21 protein-coding genes are annotated in these 19,313 nt (G+C 74.8%); 15 read left to right on the top strand and 6 right to left on the bottom strand.

Going from position 1 to position 19,313, the window contains the following annotated elements; translation table 11 throughout:
• Window positions 1–90: 90 nt before the first annotated feature.
• The 13 genes from hemE (at window position 91) to hemL (ending at window position 12,482) form a co-directional block, all read left to right on the top strand.
• Window positions 91–1,215 (top strand): uroporphyrinogen decarboxylase, encoded by a 1,125-nt coding sequence (gene hemE / locus ACMT9T_RS07435; RefSeq protein ID WP_414745865.1) that lies wholly within the window; start codon window positions 91–93, stop codon window positions 1,213–1,215.
• On the top strand, window positions 1,208–2,647 hold the full coding sequence (hemG, locus tag ACMT9T_RS07430; protein ID WP_414744943.1) for a protoporphyrinogen oxidase: 1,440 nt from the start codon (window positions 1,208–1,210) through the stop codon (window positions 2,645–2,647). The genes hemE and hemG overlap by 8 nt, the downstream gene beginning before the upstream one ends.
• Window positions 2,648–2,774: 127 nt before the next feature.
• On the top strand, window positions 2,775–3,116 hold the full coding sequence (locus ACMT9T_RS07425; RefSeq protein WP_116053218.1) for a YtxH domain-containing protein: 342 nt from the start codon (window positions 2,775–2,777) through the stop codon (window positions 3,114–3,116).
• Between the two features lie 32 nt (window positions 3,117–3,148).
• Window positions 3,149–3,565 carry a phage holin family protein gene (locus ACMT9T_RS07420; RefSeq protein ID WP_086515234.1) on the top strand — a complete coding sequence of 139 codons (417 nt, stop codon included), beginning with the start codon at window positions 3,149–3,151 and terminating at the stop codon, window positions 3,563–3,565.
• Window positions 3,555–3,830 (top strand): DUF3618 domain-containing protein, encoded by a 276-nt coding sequence (locus ACMT9T_RS07415; RefSeq protein WP_414744942.1) that lies wholly within the window; start codon window positions 3,555–3,557, stop codon window positions 3,828–3,830. Before ACMT9T_RS07420 ends, ACMT9T_RS07415 begins: the two co-directional genes overlap by 11 nt.
• Before the next feature lie 22 nt (window positions 3,831–3,852).
• Entirely contained in the window at window positions 3,853–5,490 is a 1,638-nt protein-coding gene (gene mptB / locus ACMT9T_RS07410) for a polyprenol phosphomannose-dependent alpha 1,6 mannosyltransferase MptB (RefSeq protein WP_414744941.1), read from the top strand.
• 98 nt (window positions 5,491–5,588) lie between these two features.
• Window positions 5,589–6,152, top strand: a complete 564-nt coding sequence (locus tag ACMT9T_RS07405) for a TIGR03086 family metal-binding protein (RefSeq protein WP_414744940.1) — start codon at window positions 5,589–5,591, stop codon at window positions 6,150–6,152.
• 69 nt (window positions 6,153–6,221) lie between these two features.
• The gene (gene hemQ, locus ACMT9T_RS07400; RefSeq protein WP_414744939.1) at window positions 6,222–6,992 is read left to right on the top strand and encodes a hydrogen peroxide-dependent heme synthase; all 771 of its coding nucleotides are present in this window, start codon (window positions 6,222–6,224) and stop codon (window positions 6,990–6,992) included.
• A complete protein-coding gene (locus ACMT9T_RS07395; RefSeq protein WP_414744938.1) occupies window positions 6,992–8,242 on the top strand; it encodes a ferrochelatase in 1,251 nt (416 codons plus the stop codon). The genes hemQ and ACMT9T_RS07395 overlap by 1 nt, the downstream gene beginning before the upstream one ends.
• Window positions 8,239–9,225, top strand: a complete 987-nt coding sequence (gene hemC / locus ACMT9T_RS07390) for a hydroxymethylbilane synthase (RefSeq protein ID WP_116053211.1) — start codon at window positions 8,239–8,241, stop codon at window positions 9,223–9,225. The genes ACMT9T_RS07395 and hemC overlap by 4 nt, the downstream gene beginning before the upstream one ends.
• Window positions 9,222–10,061, top strand: coding sequence for a uroporphyrinogen-III synthase (locus tag ACMT9T_RS07385; protein ID WP_414744937.1), 840 nt, complete (start codon window positions 9,222–9,224; stop codon window positions 10,059–10,061). The genes hemC and ACMT9T_RS07385 overlap by 4 nt, the downstream gene beginning before the upstream one ends.
• On the top strand, window positions 10,058–11,038 hold the full coding sequence (gene hemB / locus ACMT9T_RS07380) for a porphobilinogen synthase (RefSeq protein WP_414744936.1): 981 nt from the start codon (window positions 10,058–10,060) through the stop codon (window positions 11,036–11,038). The genes ACMT9T_RS07385 and hemB overlap by 4 nt, the downstream gene beginning before the upstream one ends.
• 76 nt (window positions 11,039–11,114) lie before the next feature.
• Window positions 11,115–12,482 carry a glutamate-1-semialdehyde 2,1-aminomutase gene (gene hemL, locus ACMT9T_RS07375; RefSeq protein WP_414744935.1) on the top strand — a complete coding sequence of 456 codons (1,368 nt, stop codon included), beginning with the start codon at window positions 11,115–11,117 and terminating at the stop codon, window positions 12,480–12,482.
• A 4-nt stretch (window positions 12,483–12,486) separates the two neighbouring features.
• Here hemL and ACMT9T_RS07370 read toward each other — a convergent pair whose 3' ends face one another.
• The 5 genes from ACMT9T_RS07370 to ACMT9T_RS07350 all read right to left on the bottom strand — a co-directional run bounded on the left by ACMT9T_RS07370 (window position 12,487) and on the right by ACMT9T_RS07350 (window position 16,687).
• Window positions 12,487–13,308, bottom strand: coding sequence for a DNA/RNA non-specific endonuclease (locus ACMT9T_RS07370; protein ID WP_414744934.1), 822 nt, complete (start codon window positions 13,306–13,308; stop codon window positions 12,487–12,489).
• A 41-nt stretch (window positions 13,309–13,349) separates the two neighbouring features.
• Window positions 13,350–14,009 (bottom strand): biliverdin-producing heme oxygenase, encoded by a 660-nt coding sequence (locus ACMT9T_RS07365; RefSeq protein ID WP_414744933.1) that lies wholly within the window; start codon window positions 14,007–14,009, stop codon window positions 13,350–13,352.
• A 78-nt stretch (window positions 14,010–14,087) separates the two neighbouring features.
• Window positions 14,088–14,480 (bottom strand): DUF1304 domain-containing protein, encoded by a 393-nt coding sequence (locus ACMT9T_RS07360; RefSeq protein ID WP_063072406.1) that lies wholly within the window; start codon window positions 14,478–14,480, stop codon window positions 14,088–14,090.
• A gap of 100 nt (window positions 14,481–14,580) precedes the next feature.
• Entirely contained in the window at window positions 14,581–15,606 is a 1,026-nt protein-coding gene (locus tag ACMT9T_RS07355) for an MDR family oxidoreductase (protein ID WP_414744932.1), read from the bottom strand.
• A gap of 55 nt (window positions 15,607–15,661) precedes the next feature.
• The gene (locus tag ACMT9T_RS07350; protein ID WP_414744931.1) at window positions 15,662–16,687 is read right to left on the bottom strand and encodes a 6-phosphofructokinase; all 1,026 of its coding nucleotides are present in this window, start codon (window positions 16,685–16,687) and stop codon (window positions 15,662–15,664) included.
• Window positions 16,688–16,725: 38 nt separating this feature from the next.
• On the opposite strand from ACMT9T_RS07350, the gene ACMT9T_RS07345 reads away from it, so the two are divergent.
• Window positions 16,726–17,433, top strand: a complete 708-nt coding sequence (locus tag ACMT9T_RS07345) for a nucleoside/nucleotide kinase family protein (RefSeq protein ID WP_414744930.1) — start codon at window positions 16,726–16,728, stop codon at window positions 17,431–17,433.
• Between the two features lie 60 nt (window positions 17,434–17,493).
• On the top strand, window positions 17,494–18,438 hold the full coding sequence (locus tag ACMT9T_RS07340) for a DNA-3-methyladenine glycosylase family protein (protein WP_414744929.1): 945 nt from the start codon (window positions 17,494–17,496) through the stop codon (window positions 18,436–18,438).
• A gap of 28 nt (window positions 18,439–18,466) precedes the next feature.
• Here the strand turns inward: ACMT9T_RS07340 and ACMT9T_RS07335 are convergent, their stop codons facing one another.
• The gene (locus ACMT9T_RS07335; RefSeq protein ID WP_414744928.1) at window positions 18,467–19,267 is read right to left on the bottom strand and encodes a DsbA family protein; all 801 of its coding nucleotides are present in this window, start codon (window positions 19,265–19,267) and stop codon (window positions 18,467–18,469) included.
• Between the last annotated feature and the right edge of the window lie 46 nt (window positions 19,268–19,313).

Here is a 19,313-nt window from a genome sequence, read left to right as displayed (position 1 = left end):
CGGTGAGGGCACCCTGACTACGTGCCCGCGCGGCCCGCGCCGTCGCCCGCGTCCCTCCCCAGCGGAGCCGGCGCGCAGGCGGGGGATGCGATGATCTTCCCCGTGATCACGCCCTCCTCCTCGTCCTCCGCGCCCGCGTCCGCCGCCGTCCCGCTCCCCGCGGAGCATCCGCTCAACACCCGCACCGCGTCGTCGCTGCTCGTCGAGGCGTACCGCGGCCACCGCGGCGAGCGCGCCCCCGTGTGGTTCATGCGCCAGGCCGGCCGGTCGCTGCCCGAGTACCGCGAGCTGCGCGTCGGCACCCGCATGCTCGACGCGTGCCTCGACCCGGAGATGGCCAGCGAGATCACGCTGCAGCCGGTGCGCCGCCACCACGTGGACGCGGGCATCTTCTTCAGCGACATCGTCATCCCCCTGAAGCTCGCGGGCGTGGGCGTCGACATCGTCGCGGGCCGCGGCCCCGTGCTCGAGAAGCCCGTGCGCACCGCCGCCGACGTGGCCGCGCTGCCGTCGCTGGATCCCGCCGCCCTCGAGCCCATCCGCCAGGCCGTCGCGCGCACCGTCGCCGAGCTCGGCGACACCCCGCTCATCGGCTTCGCGGGCGCCCCGTTCACGCTCGCCGCCTACCTCGTGGAGGGCGGCCCGAGCAAGGACCACATCGCGGCCCGCGGCCTCATGCACGCGGATCCCGACGCCTGGGACGCCCTCATGCGCTGGTGCGCCGAGATCACCGGCGTCTTCCTGCACGCGCAGGTCATGGCGGGCGCCTCCGCCGCGCAGCTCTTCGACTCCTGGGCCGGCGGCCTCTCGCTGGCCGACTACACCGAGCGCGTCGCCCCGGCGTCCGCCCTCGCGCTCGACCACGTGCGCACGATCACCGCGGCCGACGGCCGCACCGTCCCGCTCGTCCACTTCGGCGTCGGCACGGGCGAGCTCCTCGGCGCCATGCGCGACGTGGGCGTCGACACGGTGGGCGTCGACTGGCGCATCCCGCTCGACGAGGCGTCGCGCCGGCTCGGCGGATCCGTGCCCGTGCAGGGCAACGTCGACCCGGCGCTGCTGGCGGCGCCGTGGCCCATCCTCGAGGCGCACGTCCGCGACGTGCTTGAGCGCGGGAAGGCGGCGCCCGCGCACATCCTCAACCTCGGCCACGGCGTGCCGCCCGAGACCGACCCGACCGTGCTCACCCGCATCGTGGACCTCGTCCGTGGCTAGCGACCCGCGGCAGGCGGCCGGCGAGGTCGACCCGACCGACGTCGTGGTCGTCGGCGGCGGCGTCGGCGGGCTCATCGCGGCCCGCGCGTGCGCGCTCGCCGGCCAGCGCGTGATCCTCGTGGAGGCGTCGCCCGCGCTCGGCGGCACCGTCGGATCCCACGTGGTCGACGGCCTCCGCCTCGACAGCGGCGCCGAGAGCTTCGCCACCCGCCGCGGCACGGTCGCCGCCTACCTCGGGGAGCTCGGCCTCGCCGACCGCATCGTGCAGCCGAACCCGGACGGCGCGTGGGTGCAGCTCGCCGACCGCGCCATCCAGCTGCCGCGCACGGGCCTGCTCGGGATCCCCGCGCACCCCTTCGACGCCACCATCGCGACGGCCATCGGCCGCGCCGGCGTCGCCCGCGCCAAGGCCGACCTCGTGCTGCCCGCCGCCGTCGGCGCCAAGGAGCGCACGCTCGGCGGCCTCGTCCGCGCGCGCATGGGCGACCGCGTCGTCGACCGCCTCGTCGCCCCCATCGTCTCCGGCGTGCACAGCGCCCACCCCGACGAGGTCGACGCCGACGCCGTCGCGCCCGGCCTCCGCGCCGGGCTCGCGGAGCAGGGCTCGCTCGGCCGGGCCGTCGCGTCGATGCGCGCGGCCTCGCCCGCGGGATCCGCCGTGAGCGGCATCGCCGGCGGCGTGCACCTCCTCGTCGACGCGCTCGTCGCCGACCTGGAGCGGCTGGGCGTCGACGTCCGCACGTCGCTCGCCGTGGAGGCCGTGCACCGCCACCGCTCGCACGAGGGCGCCGCCGCGTACGACGACTGGCACGTCGAGCTCGCCGACGGCCGCGGCATCGACGCCGCGGGCGTGGTGCTCGCCATCCCCGCCGCGGGGCTCCTCCGTCTCTTCGGCGGCCTCGCGCCGCGCGACGTCACGGACGGATGGCCCGAGCCGTCCTCCGTCGAGCTCGTGACGCTGGTCGTCCGGGCGCCCGAGCTCGACGCGGCCCCGCGCGGCACGGGCGTGCTCGTCTCCGCCGACGCCCCGGGGATCCGCGCCAAGGCCCTCACGCACGCCACCGCCAAGTGGCCGTGGCTGAAGGAGCTCGCGGGCGACCGGCACGTGCTCCGCCTCTCCTACGGGCGCGCGGGCGGCGACGACGACACCGCGGCCGTCCCCGACGACGAGCTGACCGCCATCGCCGTGCGCGACGCGTCCGCCCTCCTCGGGGTCGACCTCGCGGGCCGCGTCACCGGATCCGCCCGCGTGCGCTGGACCAACGCCCTCCCGTTCGCCGCCTCCGGGCACCGCGAGCGCGTGCAGGCGGTGCGCGACGAGGCCGCCGAGCACCCGGGCCTCGAGATCACCGGATCCGCCGTCGCGGGCACCGGCCTCGCCTCCGTCGTGGCCGACGCGGTCGCCGCCGCCGACCGCGTCCTCGCGCGGTGACGGGCCCCGTCGCGGCCCCGTGGCCGGTCGGCGACGGCCCCGCCGCCCCCGACCACGCCGGTGCGCCGGAGGGATACGCTGAACGGGCGTGTGCTGCACGTGCCCCCTCAACGATCGGAGATCTCCCATGAAAGGCAAGCTTCTCTTCGTCGCCGGAGCCGGTGTCGGCTACGTCCTCGGCGCCCGCGCCGGACGCAAGCGCTACGAGCAGATCCGCACGAACGCCAAGAAGGTCTGGGACGACCCGAAGGTCCAGCGCCAGGTCGACAACGCGGCCGGCTTCGTGAAGGACCACACCCCCGACGTCGCGCACGCGGTCGTCGGCGGCGCCAAGAAGGTCGTCGGCACCGTCACCGGCGGCAAGAAGGACTCCTCGAACGGCTCCACCCCCTCCAGCAGCGGCTCCTCGCAGTACCCGACGATGGACCCCGCCTCGCCCGAGCCCCACGGCTCCGGCACCACCCGCTGACCCGCCCGCCCATCCCCAGGAGGGAACCCCGCATGACGGATCAGGATCTCAATCCGAAGAGCAAGCGCTCGCTCGTCCGGCTCGTCGCCGACCTGCCGACGCTCATCGTCCAGCTGATCAAGGACGAGATCGAGTCGTTCAAGAACGAGCTCGTCTCCAAGCTCAAGCACGCGGGGATCGGCGCCGGCTTCCTCGTCGTGGCCCTCTTCTTCGCGTTCATCGCGTTCCTGGTGCTCGTCGCCGCCGCGATCCTCGGGCTGTCCGAGGCGTTCTCGCCGTGGCTCTCCGCGCTCATCGTCGCGGGCGTCTTCCTCCTCATCACGGTCGTGCTGGCGCTGCTCGGCATCCGCTGGCTCAAGAAGGGCGTCCCGCCGACGCCCGAGGAGACGGTCGACAGCCTCAAGGAGGACGTCGACGCGGTGAAGGGGACCGGCAAGTATGACCACTGACCGCCCCCGCCCGCAGGGACCCCGCTCCCGCACCGAGCTGAAGCTCGACATCCAGCACACGCGCGAGGAGATCTCCGCGACGCTCGACGCGCTCGAGGCGAAGCTGAACGTCCGCCGCCGCGCGAAGGACGGCATCGCCGACCTGCGCCGTCGCCTCCGCCGCACGGCCGACGAGGACCCGCTGCTCCTCGTCGCCGTCGGTATGGGCGCCGTCGTCGTGGTGGGCGGCGTGGTCTGGGCCGTGGCCCGCGCCGCGCGTCGCTGACCCGCCGGACGGGAGCGCGCGCATGGTCGAGGGGGGACCCGTCCGTCCGCTCCGGCGTGAGGGGCGGGATCCGAGCGAGCTCGGGCGTCACCCGCTGATCCTGCCGGCCCTCGTCGGCCTCGCCGGGTCGCTCCTGCTGCTCGGCGCGTCTGTCGTCGTCGGCCACGCGCCCGCCGAGTCGGACCTGTCGCGTCTGCCGGCCATCGGCGCGCTGCGGGTGTCGCCCCTGGCCACGGGCGTCGCGTCCGCCGCCGTCGTGATCGGCGGCGTGATGATGATCGCCGCGTGGCTCCTGCTCGGCGCCCTGCTCCCGCGCCTCGGCGCGGCCGGGCTCCGCGCCACCCTCCGGCTCGCGGCCCTCTGGACGGCGCCGCTCCTCGTGAGCGTGCCGCTCTTCAGCCGCGACGTCTACTCGTACATCGCCCAGGGTCGCGTGCTCGGGGCGGGCCTCTCGCCCTACCAGCACGGCCCCGCGGTGCTCTCCGACTGGCGGAGCACGGGCGTCGACCCCCTGTGGGCGCACAACCCGGCGCCCTACGGCCCGCTCTTCCTCGCGATCGAGCGCGTCATCGGCGGGATCGACACGGCCGTCGGGCTCGAGGTGGCGGTCCTCGCCGCGCGCCTGGTCGCGCTCGCCGGCGTCGTCCTCATGGTCGCGTGCGGGCTCCGCATCGCCCGCCGCCGGCGCATCGACCCGGTGCGCACCGTGTGGTTCCTCGCCGCGAGCCCCCTCGTGATCTTCAACTTCGTCGTCGCGGCCCACAACGACGCGCTCATGATGGGGCTGCTCGTCGCCGGCATCCTCGCCGCGATCGACTCCCGGCCCGTGCTCGCGGTGCTGCTGGTGACCGCCGCGATCGCCGTCAAGCCGATCGCGCTGCTCGCCCTGCCGATCGTCGCCATCGTGCACGCGGAGATGCGCGCCCGCCGCGTCGACGACCGCGCGCCCGACGGCGTCGCGGTCGACGGGTCGGTCGGCGGCGTCCCCGGCCTCCGCCCGCCCACGCGCGATCCCCGCGTCTGGGCCGCGTGGACCGCGTCCGGCATCGCGGCGATGGGCCTCCTCGCGCTCGGCGGCGAGGTGCTCGGCGTGGGCCTCGGCTGGATCTCCGCGCTGTCGAGCCCCGTGTCCGTCGTCTCGTGGTTCATGCCGTTCGGCCTGGCCGCCGGCGCGTTCGGCCCGCTGGTGGACCTGCTCGGCGGCCCGGGCGACGCGGTCGAGGGCGGGATCAAGACCGCGGGCATCCTCCTCGGCTTCGCGGGCGCCGCCTGGTGCATCCTCACGAAGCGCACGCTGTCGGGGGAGGCGCGCCTGGCGCTCGCCTTCGCGTGCATCGTCGCCATGTCGCCCGTCGTCTACCCCTGGTACGGCCTGTGGGTGCTCGTGATCCTCGCCATCGTCGGCATCGCGGACGGGGCGGCCATGTCGCTCGCCGTCTCCGCGACCGTCTTCCTCATCGGCGTCAACCTGCTGGAGCCCATGGCCGTGGTGCACACGGTCGCCTCGGGCTGGCCCCGGCTCGTGGTCGTGCTCATCGCGGTCGTCGGGGTGCTCGGGGTGCTCGCGCCGGGGCTGCAGGGGCTCGCGGGCACGGATCCGTTCCGCGCCCTCCGCGCGCCCCGCCACCAGTTCTCCGCGGCCCGGCAGCCCCCGGCCTGACCCGCGCCGGCCGGGCGGACGCCGCCCCGGACATCCCCCGGGAATGCGCGCGCCCGTCGCGGACGTTCCCCCGGGACACCACCGACGGGAGCGCGACCATGGACACCGACCTCGACTGGCACGACCTCCTCCGCCGCGCGCACAGCGGCTTCGCCGACCGCCTGGGCGCGGTCATCGACTGGACGGCCCCGACGCCCGACGTCGAGTGGGACGTCCGCGAGCTCGTGTCGCACGTCATCGAGGAGCAGCAGTGGGTGCCGCTCCTGCTCGCCGGCCACACCGCCGAGACCGGGAAGCCGCTCATCCGCGACCTGGACGACGACCTCGTCGCCGAGTGGGGCCGCTACTCCCGCGAGGCGCTGGAGGCCTGGGGCGCCGCCGACCCGGAGCGCCCCGTCGTGCTGTCCACCGACCGGGTGCCCGCCCGCGAGTACCTCCGCGAGCAGCTGTCCGACGTCGTGATCCACGGCTGGGACCTGGCGCGCGCCACCGGCGCGGACGAGCGCATCGACGACGAGCTCGTGCGCGCCACCTGGACGGTCTTCGCCCCGCAGAAGGACACGCTCGAGGCCAGCGGCCTGTTCGCGTCGCCCGTGCCGGTCGCCGAGGACGCCCCCCTCCAGGTGCGGCTCCTCGCGCTGACGGGCCGCGACGCCCGATAGCCCGGGAATGATCTGACGGCCGTCCGGCCGATGCGGGGCGGGGTGTCCGCGAGACGTACCATGGAGATCATGAGCATCCCGGCTGCCGAGTCGGCGGCATCTCAGGTCCCCCCGATCGAGTCCCCCGGAGAGGCCCGTCCTGACGACGGGTCGACCCCCGAGGCATCCCCCAGCGGCTACGCCCTCTGGGCCGTGCTCCGCCGCGATCCCGCCCGCCCCGACGACCTCGACGGTCGCGAGGTGCCGGGCGCGGTCGACGAGCTCGACGGCATCGTCCACATCGTCGAGGCCGAGGGCGTGACCGTCCGCGGCTTCTACGACGTCTCGGGCATGCGCGCCGACGCCGACCTCATGGTCTGGATCCACGGCCCGCAGATGGAGACCCTCCAGTGGGCCTTCCGCGAGATCCGCCGCGCGCGCCTCATCCGCGCGCTCATCCCGTCGTGGAGCGCCGCGGGCGTCCACCGCGACGCCGAGTTCAACCGCAGCCACGTGCCCGGCTTCCTCCGGGGCGTCGAGCCGCGCGACTGGCTCTGCGTCTACCCCTTCGTCCGCTCCTACGAGTGGTACCTGCTGCCGCCCGAGGAGCGCGGGCGCATGCTCGCCCAGCACGGCCGCCAGGGCGCGGCCTTCCGCAGCGTGATCGCCAACACGGTCTCGTCGTTCGGCCTCGGCGACTACGAGTGGATCCTCCCGCTCGAGTCGAACGAGCTGGTCGACCTGGTCGACATGATGCGCGACCTGCGCAACACCGACGCGCGCCGTCACGTGCGCGAGGAGGTCCCGTTCTACACGGGCCGCCGCATCACCACCGCCGAGCTCGTGGAGGTACTCCAGTAATGGCCGCAGTGAACCTGGGTCGCAAGCCCGCCCCCGCCACCGACGCCCCGCGGGCGCCCGGCGCCCTCGTCTCCGCCGCGAGCGAGGCCGCGAAGATGGGCCCGCCGCACGTCGAGGAGCCCGTCGCGTACGACGCGATCCTGCTCGCCTCCTTCGGCGGCCCCGAGGGCCAGGACGACGTCATCCCGTTCCTCCGCAACGTCACGAGCGGCCGCGGGATCCCCGAGGAGCGCCTCGAGGAGGTCGCCCACCACTACCGCGCGTTCGGCGGCATCAGCCCCATCAACGAGCAGAACCGGGAGCTGAAGGCCGCCCTCGAGGCGCGCCTCGCCGAGCGCGGGATCGACCTGCCCGTCCTGTGGGGCAACCGCAACTGGGGCCCGTACCTCAACGACGCGCTGCGCGAGGCCGAGGAGAAGGGCTACCGCCAGCTCATCGCCGTCGCCACGAGCGCGTACAGCTCGTACTCCTCCTGCCGCCAGTACCGCGAGGACTTCGCGGACGCGCTCGAGGACACGAGCCTGCAGGGCGTCGTCCGCATCGACAAGGTGCGCCAGTTCTTCGACCACCCCGGCTTCGTCACGCCCTTCATCGAGGGCACGCGCGACGGGATCCGCGACGTGGTCGCCCACTTCGAGGCCGAGGGCGCGCCCGTCGACCTCGCGACCGACGTCGAGATCCTGTTCTCCACGCACTCCATCCCGTCGTCGGACGCGTCCAAGTCCGGCCCCGCCGAGCGCGGCTTCGACCAGGACGGCGCCTACGCGGCGCAGCACCTGGCCGTCGCCGAGGTCGTCATGCACGAGGTCAAGGAGGAGCTCGGCATCGACCAGGACGTGCCGTGGCAGCTCGTCTACCAGTCGCGCTCCGGCCCGCCCTCCATGCCGTGGCTCGAGCCCGACGTGAACGACGCCATCGGCGAGCTGCCCGCGCAGGGCCGCCGCGCCGTCGTGATCGTGCCGCTCGGCTTCGTGAGCGACCACATGGAGGTCAAGTGGGACCTCGACAACGAGGCCACCGAGTCCGCGCAGGAGAACGGCCTGTACTCGGTGCGCGTGCCCACGCCGGGCGTGCACGCCGCGTACGTCGACGGCCTCATCGACCTCGTGCTGGAGCGCCGCGACGGCGTGAAGGCGGCCGACCGCCCCCACATGACCGACCTCGGACCCTGGTACGACGTCTGCCGACCCGGCTGCTGCGAGAACGTGCGCCTGGGCTTCAAGCCCGCCGTGTCCGGGCTCGCACCGTGACGGACGGTCCCACGACGCCGGACACGCGCGGCACGCTCCGCATCGGGACCAGGGGGAGCGCGCTCGCCCTGGCCCAGACGCGGGCGATCGCCGCGGAGATCACCGGCGCGTCGGGACTCGAGGTCGAGCTCGTGCCCGTGACCACGCACGGCGACACGTCGCGCGAGTCGCTGGCGAGCCTCGGCGGCACGGGCGTCTTCGCGAGCGCGCTGCGGGAGTCGCTCCTGCGCGGGGACTGCGACCTCGTGGTCCACTCGCTCAAGGACCTGCCGACCGCGCCGTACGAGGGCCTCACGGTCGCGTCGGTGCCGGCGCGCGAGGATCCCCGTGACGTGCTCTGCGCGCGCGACGGCCTCACGCTGGCGACCCTGCCGCGCGGCGCCCGCATCGGCACCGGATCCCCGCGCCGCCGCGCGCAGATCCTCGCCGAGCGGCCTGACCTCGACGTCGTCGACATCCGCGGCAACATCGACACCCGGCTCTCCCGGGTGACCGCGGGCGACCTCGACGCCGTGATCCTCGCCGCCGCCGGCCTCGAGCGCATCGACCGCATCGACGCCGCGACCGAGCACCTCGAGCTCGACCGCTGGCCGACGGCCCCCGGGCAGGGCGCGCTCGCGCTCGAGATCCGCACGGAGGACGCCGAGACGCACTCCGTGGTCGGCCGCGCGGTCGAGGCCGTCGACGACCCGTTCACGCACGCGGCCGTGCTCGCCGAGCGCGGCGTGCTCGCCGCGCTCGAGGCCGGATGCGCCGCGCCGATCGGCGCGTGGGCGACCGTCACGAGCGCGCGCCTCGCCCTCACCGCCGTGGTCTACCGGCCCGACGGATCCCAGCGCATGGCGGCGAGCCACGAGCTCGACACCTCGGGGCTGGACCTCGACCAGCTGGGCGCTCGCGCCTCCACGCTCTCGGGACCCGTGTCCCAGGAGCTCCTCGATGCCGGAGCGGCCGATCTCGCGCCGCTGGGAGGGACCCGATGACCTCGACCGACCAGAAGCCCCTGAAGGGCTGGCGCGTGCTCGTGCCCCGCGGCGGGCCGTGGGGCGACGGCGTCGCCTACGACCTCCGCGCGCAGGGCGCCACGCCCGTGGTCGCGCCCATGATCAACTTCGCCGCCACGCAGGACGCGCAGGCGCTTGAGTCGGCCCTCGCCGACCTCGCCGCGGGATCCTTCGACTGGCTCACCGTCACGAGCGCCACCACGGTGGACGTGCTCGCGTCGCACCGTGCCGTCGTGCCCGCGGGCACGCGCATCGCGGCGGTCGGCGAGACCACGGCCGCGGCGCTCGTCGCGGCCGGCTACACGGTCGACTTCGTGCCGTCCATCGACTCGTCGGCCACCGCGCTCCTCGAGGAGTGGACGGAGATGGCCGCCGGATCCCCGCGCCGCCGCGTCCTGACGCTCCGGTCCGAGATCGCGAAGCCCACGCTGACCGACGGGCTCATCGCGCGCGGCCACGACGTCCGCTCGGTCGTCGCGTACCGCACGGTGGGCGTGCCCGTCAGCGACCGGATCCGCGAGGACGTCGCCTCGGGCCGCGTCCGCGCCATCCTCGTCACGTCCGGCAGCGTCGCGGAGCAGGTGCACCAGCAGCTCGGCGACGTGCCCGACGGCGTCCTCATCGCGTGCATCGGCCCGCGCACCGCGAAGGACGCGCGCCGCTCCGGCGTCCGCGTCGACGTGGTCGCGTCGGAGCGCTCGGCCGCGGCCCTCATCCAGTCCCTCGTCGAGATCGCCCGTCACGAGGAGCCGCGTCCCGACACGGGAGGCCTCCCCGGCCTCGCCGACCTCCTCGATCGGAGCACCACCGAATGACCTCCCCGTACTACCGCCCGCGCCGCCTCCGCACCTCGCCGGCCATGCGCCGGCTCACCGCCGAGACGCGCCTGCACGCGGCCGACCTCGTGCTGCCGATGTTCGTGCGCGAGGGCCTGACCGAGGCGTCGCCCATCACGTCGATGCCGGGCGTGTCCCAGCACTCGCTCGACAGCCTGCGCCGCGCGCTCGTGGAGGCGGCCGAAGCGGGCATCGGCGGTGTGATGCTGTTCGGCGTCCCCGAGGTCCGCGACGCGGACGGCTCCGGCGCGAGCGACCCCGAGGGCATCCTCAACGTCGCCACGCGCGTGGCCGTCGAGGAGGTCGGCGACGCGCTCGTCGTCCAGACCGACCTGTGCCTCGACGAGTTCACCGACCACGGCCACTGCGGCGTGCTCGACGCGCACGGCGTGGTCGACAACGACCGCTCGCTCGAGCGCTACCGCGCGATGGGCCTCTCCCAGGCGGAGGCGGGCTCCCACCTCCTCGGCCTCAGCGGCATGATGGACGGCCAGGTCGCCGCCGTGCGCGAGGCCCTCGACGACGCCGGGCACCACGACGTCGCGATCCTCGCCTACGCCGCCAAGTACGCGAGCGCCTTCTACGGCCCGTTCCGCGAGGCCGTGGACTCGCAGCTCCAGGGCGACCGCCGCACCTACCAGATGGACAACGGCAACCGCCGCGAGGCCCTGCGCGAGGTCGAGCTCGACATCGAGGAGGGCGCCGACATCGTCATGGTGAAGCCCGCCATGAGCTACCTCGACATCCTCGCCGACGTCGCCGCGACCAGCAGCGTGCCCGTCTGGGCGTACCAGATCTCCGGCGAGTACGCCATGATCGAGGCCGCCGCGCAGAACGGCTGGATCGACCGCGAGCGCGCCATCGAGGAGAGCGTCCTCGGCATCAAGCGGGCCGGCGCCGACGCGATCCTCACCTACTGGGCCGTCGAGCTCGCCGAGCGCCTCGCCCGCCGCTGACCCACCCGCCCCCGCCGGACCCGCGTCCGGCCCGCAGCATCCGAGCGCATCGGCGCCCGGCACCGAAGGACTCACCGTGACCCACTCCCAGGACCTCTTCGACCGCGCACGCGACGTCATCCCCGGCGGCGTGAACTCGCCCGTCCGGGCCTTCGGCTCCGTCGGCGGCACGCCCCGCATGATGGTGAAGGCCGCCGGCCCGTACGTGACCGACGCGGACGGCGTCGAGTACGTCGACCTCGTCAACTCGTGGGGCCCCGCGATCCTCGGCCACGCCCGTCCCGAGGTCGTGCGTGCCGTGCAGGACGCCGCCGCCCTCGGCCTCGGCTTCGGCGCCACCACGCCCGCCGAGACGGAGCTCGCCGAGCTCGTCACCGAGCGCGTGCGCGTCGCGGGCGTCGACGGATCCGCGGACCGCCGCCCCGTCGAGAAGCTCCGCCTCGTGTCCACCGGCACCGAGGCCACCATGACCGCGATCCGCCTCGCCCGCGGGTTCACGGGCCGCGACCTGCTCGTGAAGTTCGCCGGCCACTACCACGGCCACTCCGACAGCCTCCTCGCGGAGGCGGGCTCGGGCGTCGCGACGCTCGCGCTGCCGGGCTCCGCGGGCATCCCCGAGGCCATCGCCGCGCAGACGATCGTGGTGCCGTACAACGACCTCGGCGCCGTGCGCGCCGTCTTCGCCGAGCACGGCCCGCGCATCGCCGCCGTCATCACCGAGGCCGCCGCCGCGAACATGGGCGTCGTGCCGCCGCTGCCCGGCTTCACCGCCGAGCTCGCGCGCATCGCCCAGGACAACGGATCCCTCCTCATCTCCGACGAGGTGCTCACGGGCTTCCGCGTGCACCCGGCCGGCTACTGGGGCCTCGACAACGCCGGCCTCGCGGCCGACCACCCCGACGCCTGGACCCCCGACCTCGTCACGTACGGCAAGGTCATCGGCGGCGGCCTCCCCGTCGCCGCGCTCGGCGGCCGGGCCGACGTGATGGACCACCTCGCGCCCCTCGGCCCCGTCTACCAGGCGGGCACGCTCTCCGGGAACCCGGTCGCGGTCGCCGCGGGCCTCACGACCCTGCGCCTCGCCGACGCCGACGTGTACCGCGCTCTCGACATCGCGGCCGACATCCTCATCTACGCCGTCGAGCTCGCGTTCGACCGCGCCGGCCTCGCCTACTCGGTGCAGCGCGCGGGGAGCCTCTTCAGCTTCACGTTCGGCACGCCGCCCGAGCACGGGATCACCGACTACGCCACCGTGCAGGCGCAGGAGACCTGGCGCTACCCGGCCTTCTTCCACTCCATGCTCGACCAGGGCGTCAGCCTGCCGCCGTCGGTCTTCGAGGCGTGGTTCGTCTCGGCCGCCATGGACGAGGCCTCGCTCGACCGCGTGATCCGCGCCCTCCCGGCCGCCGCCCGCGCGGCCGCCGCGGCGACCCCGCCGGCGTAGCGCGTCAGAGCGTGATCGCCGCGAACCGCTCCAGCTCGACCCAGCCGTCGCGGCCGTCCTCGGGCGTCCCGGTGCGCGCGGTCGCGGGCACGCCGAGCCGGTCGGCCGCGGCGAGCTGCGCCACGTCGAAGCCCGTGAGCGCGCCGATCTCCGCCACCGCCACCTGGTAGGTGCGGTACGGCCCGAGCTCGGGCGCGTCCGCGGTCGCCGACGTCCGGTCGAGGTCGCCGAGCTCCGGCGCCTGGTCGAGCAGGTACCCGGTGGCCGCGAGCTCGTCACCGGACACCCATGCCGCGATCTTCCAGAACATCAGCGGGATCCGGACCCCGCGGTACACGGGGTCGTCGGCCGAGAAGACGGGGCCGGTGAAGACCGTCATGCGCCGGTCGCCGAGGTCGGCGTTGTCGAGCACGTAGTCCTCGAGCCCGAGCCACAGCTCCTTGGACTGGTTGAACTCCGCCGCCTGCGGGGCCGCGTTCGTGTAGACGAAGGTGTCGGCGCTCGCGCGGGCCGCCTCCGCGATCTCGCCCCACACCGGATCCCGCCGCCGCACGAGATGCCCGCGGTCGATGTCGTTGCGCGCGTACAGCTCGGGGCCGCACTGCTGGTCGGCCGGGAGGCGCGGATCCAGGTGCCAGCCGTCGGAGCGCTCCACGTCGACGAGGCGCGCGCCGTCGATGTTCACGGCCGTGAGGGCGGCGAGCCGGCGGCCGGTGTCCATGAGCACGGTGAAGTGCAGGTAGTCGAGCCGCACGGGCCGGGCGTCGGCCGGGGCCTCGGGCAGCGGGAGCGGGATGGGCAGGAAGTCGAGGTCGTAGCCGTCCATGGCCGGAGCCTATGCCCGGCACCGGACATCCGGCCGGCGGATCAGGCGCGGCGCAGGGGAGCCGTGGCGCGTCCGCGCGCGAGCTCGGCGAACACGTCGGTCGTGAGCCGGTACGCGTTCTCGACCTCGGCGACCACGCGGGCCCGCTCGTCGTCGTCCCACGGCACCTGATCGAGCGCCTCGCGGTACGTGCTGCAGAAGCGGCGGGGCTCCGCGATCTCGGCGAACAGGTACAGGCCGACGCCGTTGGTGTCGAAGCCGAACTGGCGCTGCAGGAGGGAGCGCAGCAGGCGGCCGCCCGACAGGTCGCCGAGGTAGCGCGTGTAGTGGTGCGCGACGAAGCCGCCGACCCACACCGAGGCGACCTGCTCGATCCGCTCGACGTACGCGGCCGTGCTCGCGAGCGGGCGGACGACGTCGCGCCAGTCCGGTCCCACGAGGAAGTCGAGGTCGGCCTCGATGGCCGGGAGGCGCGTGAGGCGGGGGCTGATGAAGCGCGCGGCGACGGGATCCGCCGCCATGCGCTCGGTCGCCGCCTCGATGGCGCGGTAGACGAAGTAGTGCTGGGCGACGAGCGCGACGTAGTCGTCGCGGCAGCCGCGACCGGTGACGAGCGCGGTCATGAACTCGTCCGCGTCCTGGGCCTCGGCGCGCGGTCGTGCGCGGTCGCGGAGGGCCTCGGTGAGGGATACGACGGTCATGATGTAGGTGAGCCTAACCTCATCAGCCGGCCGGGCGGAAGGCCCGGGGACCGTGTGAGGCCGACCGTCGGCGAGATCTCAGGAGGCGGCGGCGAAGAAGACGAGGCCGAGCAGCGGCGGCACGCCCTGGACGAGCGCGGGGATGAGGTACTTCTTGCCCGTGCTCGCGATGATGATCGACGCCAGCACCATGCACGCCGTGGTGAACAGCACGAGCGTGAGGCCGGCGGGGACGTTGCCGACGAAGTAGAGGATCAGGCCGAGGCCGGCGCCGAGCGCGAGGAACAGGTTGTAGAAGCCCTGGTTGTAGGCCCACGGCTTGATGATGAGGGCCTTCTCCTGGTCGGCCACGCCGAAGCGCTTCCAGGCGAAGGGCTTCTCGAACCAGACGCTCTCCAGGAGGAAGAAGAACACGTGCAGCAGGGCCGCGAGTCCGACGAAGATGGTTCCGGTGGCGGCTACTGCGGTCATGATCCCTCGCTCCGGCGGCAGCGTGCCGCGTCGCGCCCAGGCTAGCGCGGCAGGGCCCCCGCGCGGGGTGACGCGGCGGCGGACGGAGCGACGGCGAGCCTCAGGCGCGGATGTCCACCACGACGCGTCCGCTCGAGGCGCCCGCGAGGATCCGCTCGCCCGCCGCGATCGCCCCCGCCAGCGGCACGGTCGTGGTGATGGAGTCGAGCAGCGCGGGATCGAGGTCGGTCGCGAGGCGCGCCCACGCCTCGCGGCGGAGCCCGGCGGGCGCCTCGACGGAGTTGATGCCCGCGAGCGTGACCGCGCGGAGGATGAAGGGGAGCACGGTGCCCGGCAGGTCGGGCCCCTGCGCGAGCCCGGCCGCGGTGACGACGCCGCCCCACCGGGTCTGCGCGAGGACGTTGACGAGGGTCGCGCTGCCGACGCTGTCGACGGCGCCCGCCCAGCGGATGCTCTGCAGCGGCCTGCCCGGTTCGCCGAGCTCGGAGCGGTCGATCACCTCGGCCGCGCCGAGCGCGCGCAGCCGGTCGCCGAGCTCGTCGACGCGGCCGGTGGAGGCGACCACGCGGTGGCCGAGGCGGGCGAGGACCGCGACCGCGACGGATCCGACCCCGCCGCCCGCGCCCGTGACGAGCACGTCGCCGGATCCGGGCGCGACGCCGCCGCGCTCCAGCGCGAGCACCGAGAGCATCGCCGTGAAGCCCGCGGTGCCGATGGCGGCGGCGCGCGCCGCGGAGATCCCGTCGGGGACGCGCACGAGCGCGTCGGCCGGCACGCGCACGCGCTCCGCCAGCCCGCCGTCGCGGCTCTCGCCGAGGCCGGCGCCGTTGAGGACCACCAGGTCGCCGGGCGAGAAGGCGGCGGATCCGCTCGCTGCCACTGTGCCGACCGCGTCGATGCCGGCCACGAGCGGGCTCGTGCGCGCGATCCCGGGGCGTCCGCCGAGCAGCATGCCGTCCTTGTAGTTGACGCTGGAGAAGAGGACGTCGAGGAGGACCTCGCCGTCGCCCGGGCCGGCCGCGCCGCCCGTCGCCTGCTCGTCGGGGAGGTCGCGCAGCGCGACCTCGATGCCCTTCGTGCCGTCGTCGGCGACGGTCTGCTCGGCCACGAGCGCGCGGTACGTCATGCCGTCACGCTACGCCCGGGCGGTCGGGCGTCGCGAGCGGCGGGAGCCGACCGGGTCAGCCGAAGAGGATCGCGGCCTCGTCGTAGCGGTGCTGCGGCACGGTCTTGAGGCGGCCGAGCGCCTCCTCGAAGCCCACGTGCACGATGTCGGTGCCGCGGAGCGCGACCATGCGGCCCCAGTGGCCGTCGCGCACGCTGTCGACCGCGGCGAGGCCGAGGCGCGTCGCGAGCACGCGGTCGTACGACGACGGGGTGCCGCCGCGCTGGATGTGGCCGAGGGTCGTGGCGCGCGTCTCGATGCCCGTGCGCTCCTCGATGATGGGCGCGATCTGCTCGCCGATGCCGCCGAGCCGCGGGCGGCCGAAGGCGTCGAGCCCGCGCTCGCCGTGCGCGTCGGAGGCGTGCTCGGGGATGAAGCCCTCCGCCACGACGACGAGCGGCGCGCGCCCGCGGTCGTAGGCCGAGCGCACCCACGCGATGATCTCGTCCATGCTCGTCTTCTGCTCGGGGATGAGGATCGCGTGCGCGCCCGCGGCCATGCCGGAGTGCAGCGCGATCCAGCCGACGTGGCGGCCCATGACCTCGGCCACCATGCAGCGGCTGTGCGAGTCGCCCGTGGTGCGGAGGCGGTCCATGGCGTCGGTCGCGATCTGCACCGCCGTGTCGAAGCCGAACGTGTAGTCGGTGGCGTCGAGGTCGTTGTCGACGGTCTTGGGGACGCCGACGATCTTCAGCCCCGCGTCGGTGAGGCGCTTGGCGGCCGCGAGCGTGCCCTCGCCGCCGATGGCGAGGATCGCGTCGATGCCGAGGCGGTCGAGGTTCTCCTGGATCCGCTCCACGCCGCCGTCGCCCTCGAACGGGTTCGTGCGGCTGGTGCCGAGGATCGTGCCGCCCTGCTTGCCGATGCCCTGGATGTCGCGGCGCGCGAGCGGCATGACGTCGCCGTCGACGACGCCCCGCCAGCCGTCGCGGAAGCCCACGAACTCCTGCTTGTGGATGGTCGTTCCCTTGAGCACCGCCCCGCGGATCACCGCGTTGAGTCCGGGGCAGTCTCCGCCTGAGGTGAGGATTCCGATGCGCACAGGTCCATCATGGGGCACGGTCCCGCGAGACTGGACGGATGGACATCGAGCCGGGCGCGCGCCCGCACCCCGGATCCCGCCCCGCCGCCGACCTCGATCGCCTCGCGCGACGCGCCCTCGGCCTCGTGCAGGGCGGCCGCCGCGCGATCCTCGCCATCGCGGGCAGCCCCGGCGCCGGCAAGACGACGCTCGCGCGGGCGCTGGTCGCGCGGGTCGACGCGATGGCGGGCGCGGGCACCGCCGTGCACGTGCCCATGGACGGCTTCCACCTGGCCAACGCGACGCTCGACCGGCTCGGCCGGCACGACCGCAAGGGCGCCGTCGACACCTTCGACGGGTGGGGCGTGCTCGCGCTCGTGCGCCGGATCCGCGCCGAGACGGACCACGCGGTCTACGCGCCGTCCTTCGACCGGGCCGTCGACGAGGGGGTGGCCGGCGCGATCGCGGTGGATCCCGGCGTCCGGCTCGTCGTGCTCGAGGGCAACTACCTGCTCGTCGACGAGGACCCGTGGGGGCAGCTCCGCGCCGAGCTCGACGAGGCGTGGTTCTGCGCGACCCCGGCCGACGCGCGCTTCTCGCGCCTGGTCGACCGGCACACGGCCGGCGGCCGCGACCTCGACGCGGCGGCGGCGTGGGCGCGGGAGGTCGACGGCGCCAACGCGGTCCTCATCGAGGGCACGCGTGGGCGCGCCGACCTCGTGGTGGACGGCACGGCCGCGGCGGTCCGCGACGCGGTCGGCGGCTGACGCGGATCCGGCGGTCGGTGGCCGTCCGTACCCTGAGGGGATGGACGAGGCGGCGCGGAGGTGACGGCGCCCGACGCGCGGACGACCTACCTCCCCGACCGCGAGGTCGATCTGCGGCTGGTGCTCCGTCCGCTGTTCCGCGGCGTCGTGGATCCGACCTGCCGCTGGGATCCCGCCCCGCCCGGCTCGCGCCGCGTCGGCGTCTGGCGCACCGCGCGCACGCCGCTCGGCCCCGCGTCGCTCCGGCTGGATCCGCGGGCGGACGGCGGCGTCGACGCGCGCGCCTGGGGCCCCGGCGCCGAATGGGCGATCGACGGGGTGCCCGAGCTGCTCGGCGAGGGCGACGACTGGTCCGACCTCGACGTCTCGGCGCACCCGCTCCTCCGCGACGCGCACCGCCGCCTGCCCGCGCTCCGGCTGATGCGCACGAACCACGTCTTCGAGGCCATGGCCTCCGCGGTGCTCGAGCAGAAGGTCACCGGTCTCGAGGCCCGGCGGGCGTGGCGGCAGCTGATCCTCGCGCACGGCGACCCGGCGCCCGGGCCCGTGCCGATCGGCATGCGCGTGCTGCCCTCACCGGAGCGCTGGCGGCTGATCCCGTCGTGGGAGTGGCACCGCGCGGGCGTCGACCCGAAGCGGTCGCGCACCCTCATCGCCGTCGCGACCTCGGCGGCGGGCCTCGAGCGCACGCTCGCGCTCGGCCGGGGGAGCGACGAGATCACCCGGCGCCTGCGCTCGATCCCGGGCGTCGGGATCTGGACGGCGGCGGAGACCACGCAGCGCGCCCACGGGGATCCGGACTCCGTGAGCGTCGGCGACTACCACGTGCACGACACCGTCGGGTGGGCGCTCGTCGGCCACGCGGTCGACGACGACGGGATGCTCGAGCTCCTCGAGCCGTGGCGCGGCCACCGTCAGCGGGTGATGCGGCTCATCGAGGCGAGCGGCTTCCGCAAGCCGCGGTTCGGGCCGCGCATGACGGTGCAGGACCACCGCGGGCACTGAGCCGGGCAGTGGTCCTGCATCCGTCGGATCAGCTGTCGGCCGCGATGCCGTCGGGGAGCTGCGCGCCCGCCGTCTTCAGCGCATCGACGAGGTCCTGGCCGGCGACCGTCTTCACGATGTCGCCCTGGATCCGCAGCGTCGGGGTGCCCGTGACGCCCGCCGAGGTCGCGTCCGAGGTGTTGTTCGTGATCCACGACGAGTACTTGCCCTCGGCGACGCAGGTGCGCGCCGCGTCGGAGGAGACGCCCTCGGTCGTGAGCCACGTGACGAAGTCGGCGTGGGTCCACGAGTCGGTGACGGTGGAGTGGTTGTCGAACAGGGCGGAGTGCACGGCCGGCCACTTGTCGGGCTCCTCGGCGAGGACGCACGCGGCGGCGCTGCCCGCGACCTGCCCGTACTTCGTGACGATCTGGATGGGGTGGTAGACGATGCGCACCTGGCCGGTGGCGGCGATCCGGTCGAGCAGCGGGCCGGTCTCGGCCTCGTACTGCGCGCAGTGGGGGCACGAGTAGTCCTCGAAGACGTCCATGGTGACCGGGGCGTCGGCCGCCCCGACGCTCACGCCCGTGGGCTCGGAGGCGACGCGCACCTGGTCGCCCGTGGAGAGCGGCGCGGTCGCGTCGGCGGCGGGGCCCGCGGCGCTCGCGGCCTGCGACTGGCCGAGGAGGTAGACGCCGCCGGCGATGGCCGCGATGACGATGACGAGCCCGCCCGCGACGGAGAACTGGGTGATGAGCCGGCGGCGCTTGCGGCGCCTGTCGTCGAGGGCCCTCTCGATGCGTGCCTTCTCGCGGATCGCGCGTACCTTCTCGTTCTCATGCCGGGCCATGGGCACGATCCTAGGGAGCGCCGCGGCCGTGCCCCTGGGAGGCGCC

This window comes from Clavibacter vidaverae, from assembly GCF_047529985.1.
GTDB classification, from domain to species: domain Bacteria; phylum Actinomycetota; class Actinomycetes; order Actinomycetales; family Microbacteriaceae; genus Clavibacter; species Clavibacter nebraskensis_A.
Note: the sequence above shows the minus strand (reverse complement) of the source record. Positions and strands in the feature narration are given on the sequence as shown.

What these genes read in the sequence shown, in the direction of transcription:
- hemE (WP_414745865.1), top strand. Translation starts at nt 91, where the DNA reads ATGATCTTCCCCGTGATCACGCCCTCCTCCTCGTCCTCCGCGCCCGCG.
- ACMT9T_RS07425 (WP_116053218.1), top strand. Translation starts at nt 2,775, where the DNA reads ATGAAAGGCAAGCTTCTCTTCGTCGCCGGAGCCGGTGTCGGCTACGTC.
- ACMT9T_RS07420 (WP_086515234.1), top strand. Translation starts at nt 3,149, where the DNA reads ATGACGGATCAGGATCTCAATCCGAAGAGCAAGCGCTCGCTCGTCCGG.
- ACMT9T_RS07415 (WP_414744942.1), top strand. Translation starts at nt 3,555, where the DNA reads ATGACCACTGACCGCCCCCGCCCGCAGGGACCCCGCTCCCGCACCGAG.
- mptB (WP_414744941.1), top strand. Translation starts at nt 3,853, where the DNA reads ATGGTCGAGGGGGGACCCGTCCGTCCGCTCCGGCGTGAGGGGCGGGAT.
- ACMT9T_RS07405 (WP_414744940.1), top strand. Translation starts at nt 5,589, where the DNA reads ATGGACACCGACCTCGACTGGCACGACCTCCTCCGCCGCGCGCACAGC.
- hemQ (WP_414744939.1), top strand. Translation starts at nt 6,222, where the DNA reads ATGAGCATCCCGGCTGCCGAGTCGGCGGCATCTCAGGTCCCCCCGATC.
- ACMT9T_RS07395 (WP_414744938.1), top strand. Translation starts at nt 6,992, where the DNA reads ATGGCCGCAGTGAACCTGGGTCGCAAGCCCGCCCCCGCCACCGACGCC.
- ACMT9T_RS07385 (WP_414744937.1), top strand. Translation starts at nt 9,222, where the DNA reads ATGACCTCGACCGACCAGAAGCCCCTGAAGGGCTGGCGCGTGCTCGTG.
- hemB (WP_414744936.1), top strand. Translation starts at nt 10,058, where the DNA reads ATGACCTCCCCGTACTACCGCCCGCGCCGCCTCCGCACCTCGCCGGCC.
- ACMT9T_RS07370 (WP_414744934.1), bottom strand. Translation starts at nt 13,308, where the DNA reads ATGGACGGCTACGACCTCGACTTCCTGCCCATCCCGCTCCCGCTGCCC.
- ACMT9T_RS07365 (WP_414744933.1), bottom strand. Translation starts at nt 14,009, where the DNA reads ATGACCGTCGTATCCCTCACCGAGGCCCTCCGCGACCGCGCACGACCG.
- ACMT9T_RS07360 (WP_063072406.1), bottom strand. Translation starts at nt 14,480, where the DNA reads ATGACCGCAGTAGCCGCCACCGGAACCATCTTCGTCGGACTCGCGGCC.
- ACMT9T_RS07355 (WP_414744932.1), bottom strand. Translation starts at nt 15,606, where the DNA reads ATGACGTACCGCGCGCTCGTGGCCGAGCAGACCGTCGCCGACGACGGC.
- ACMT9T_RS07345 (WP_414744930.1), top strand. Translation starts at nt 16,726, where the DNA reads ATGGACATCGAGCCGGGCGCGCGCCCGCACCCCGGATCCCGCCCCGCC.
- ACMT9T_RS07335 (WP_414744928.1), bottom strand. Translation starts at nt 19,267, where the DNA reads ATGGCCCGGCATGAGAACGAGAAGGTACGCGCGATCCGCGAGAAGGCA.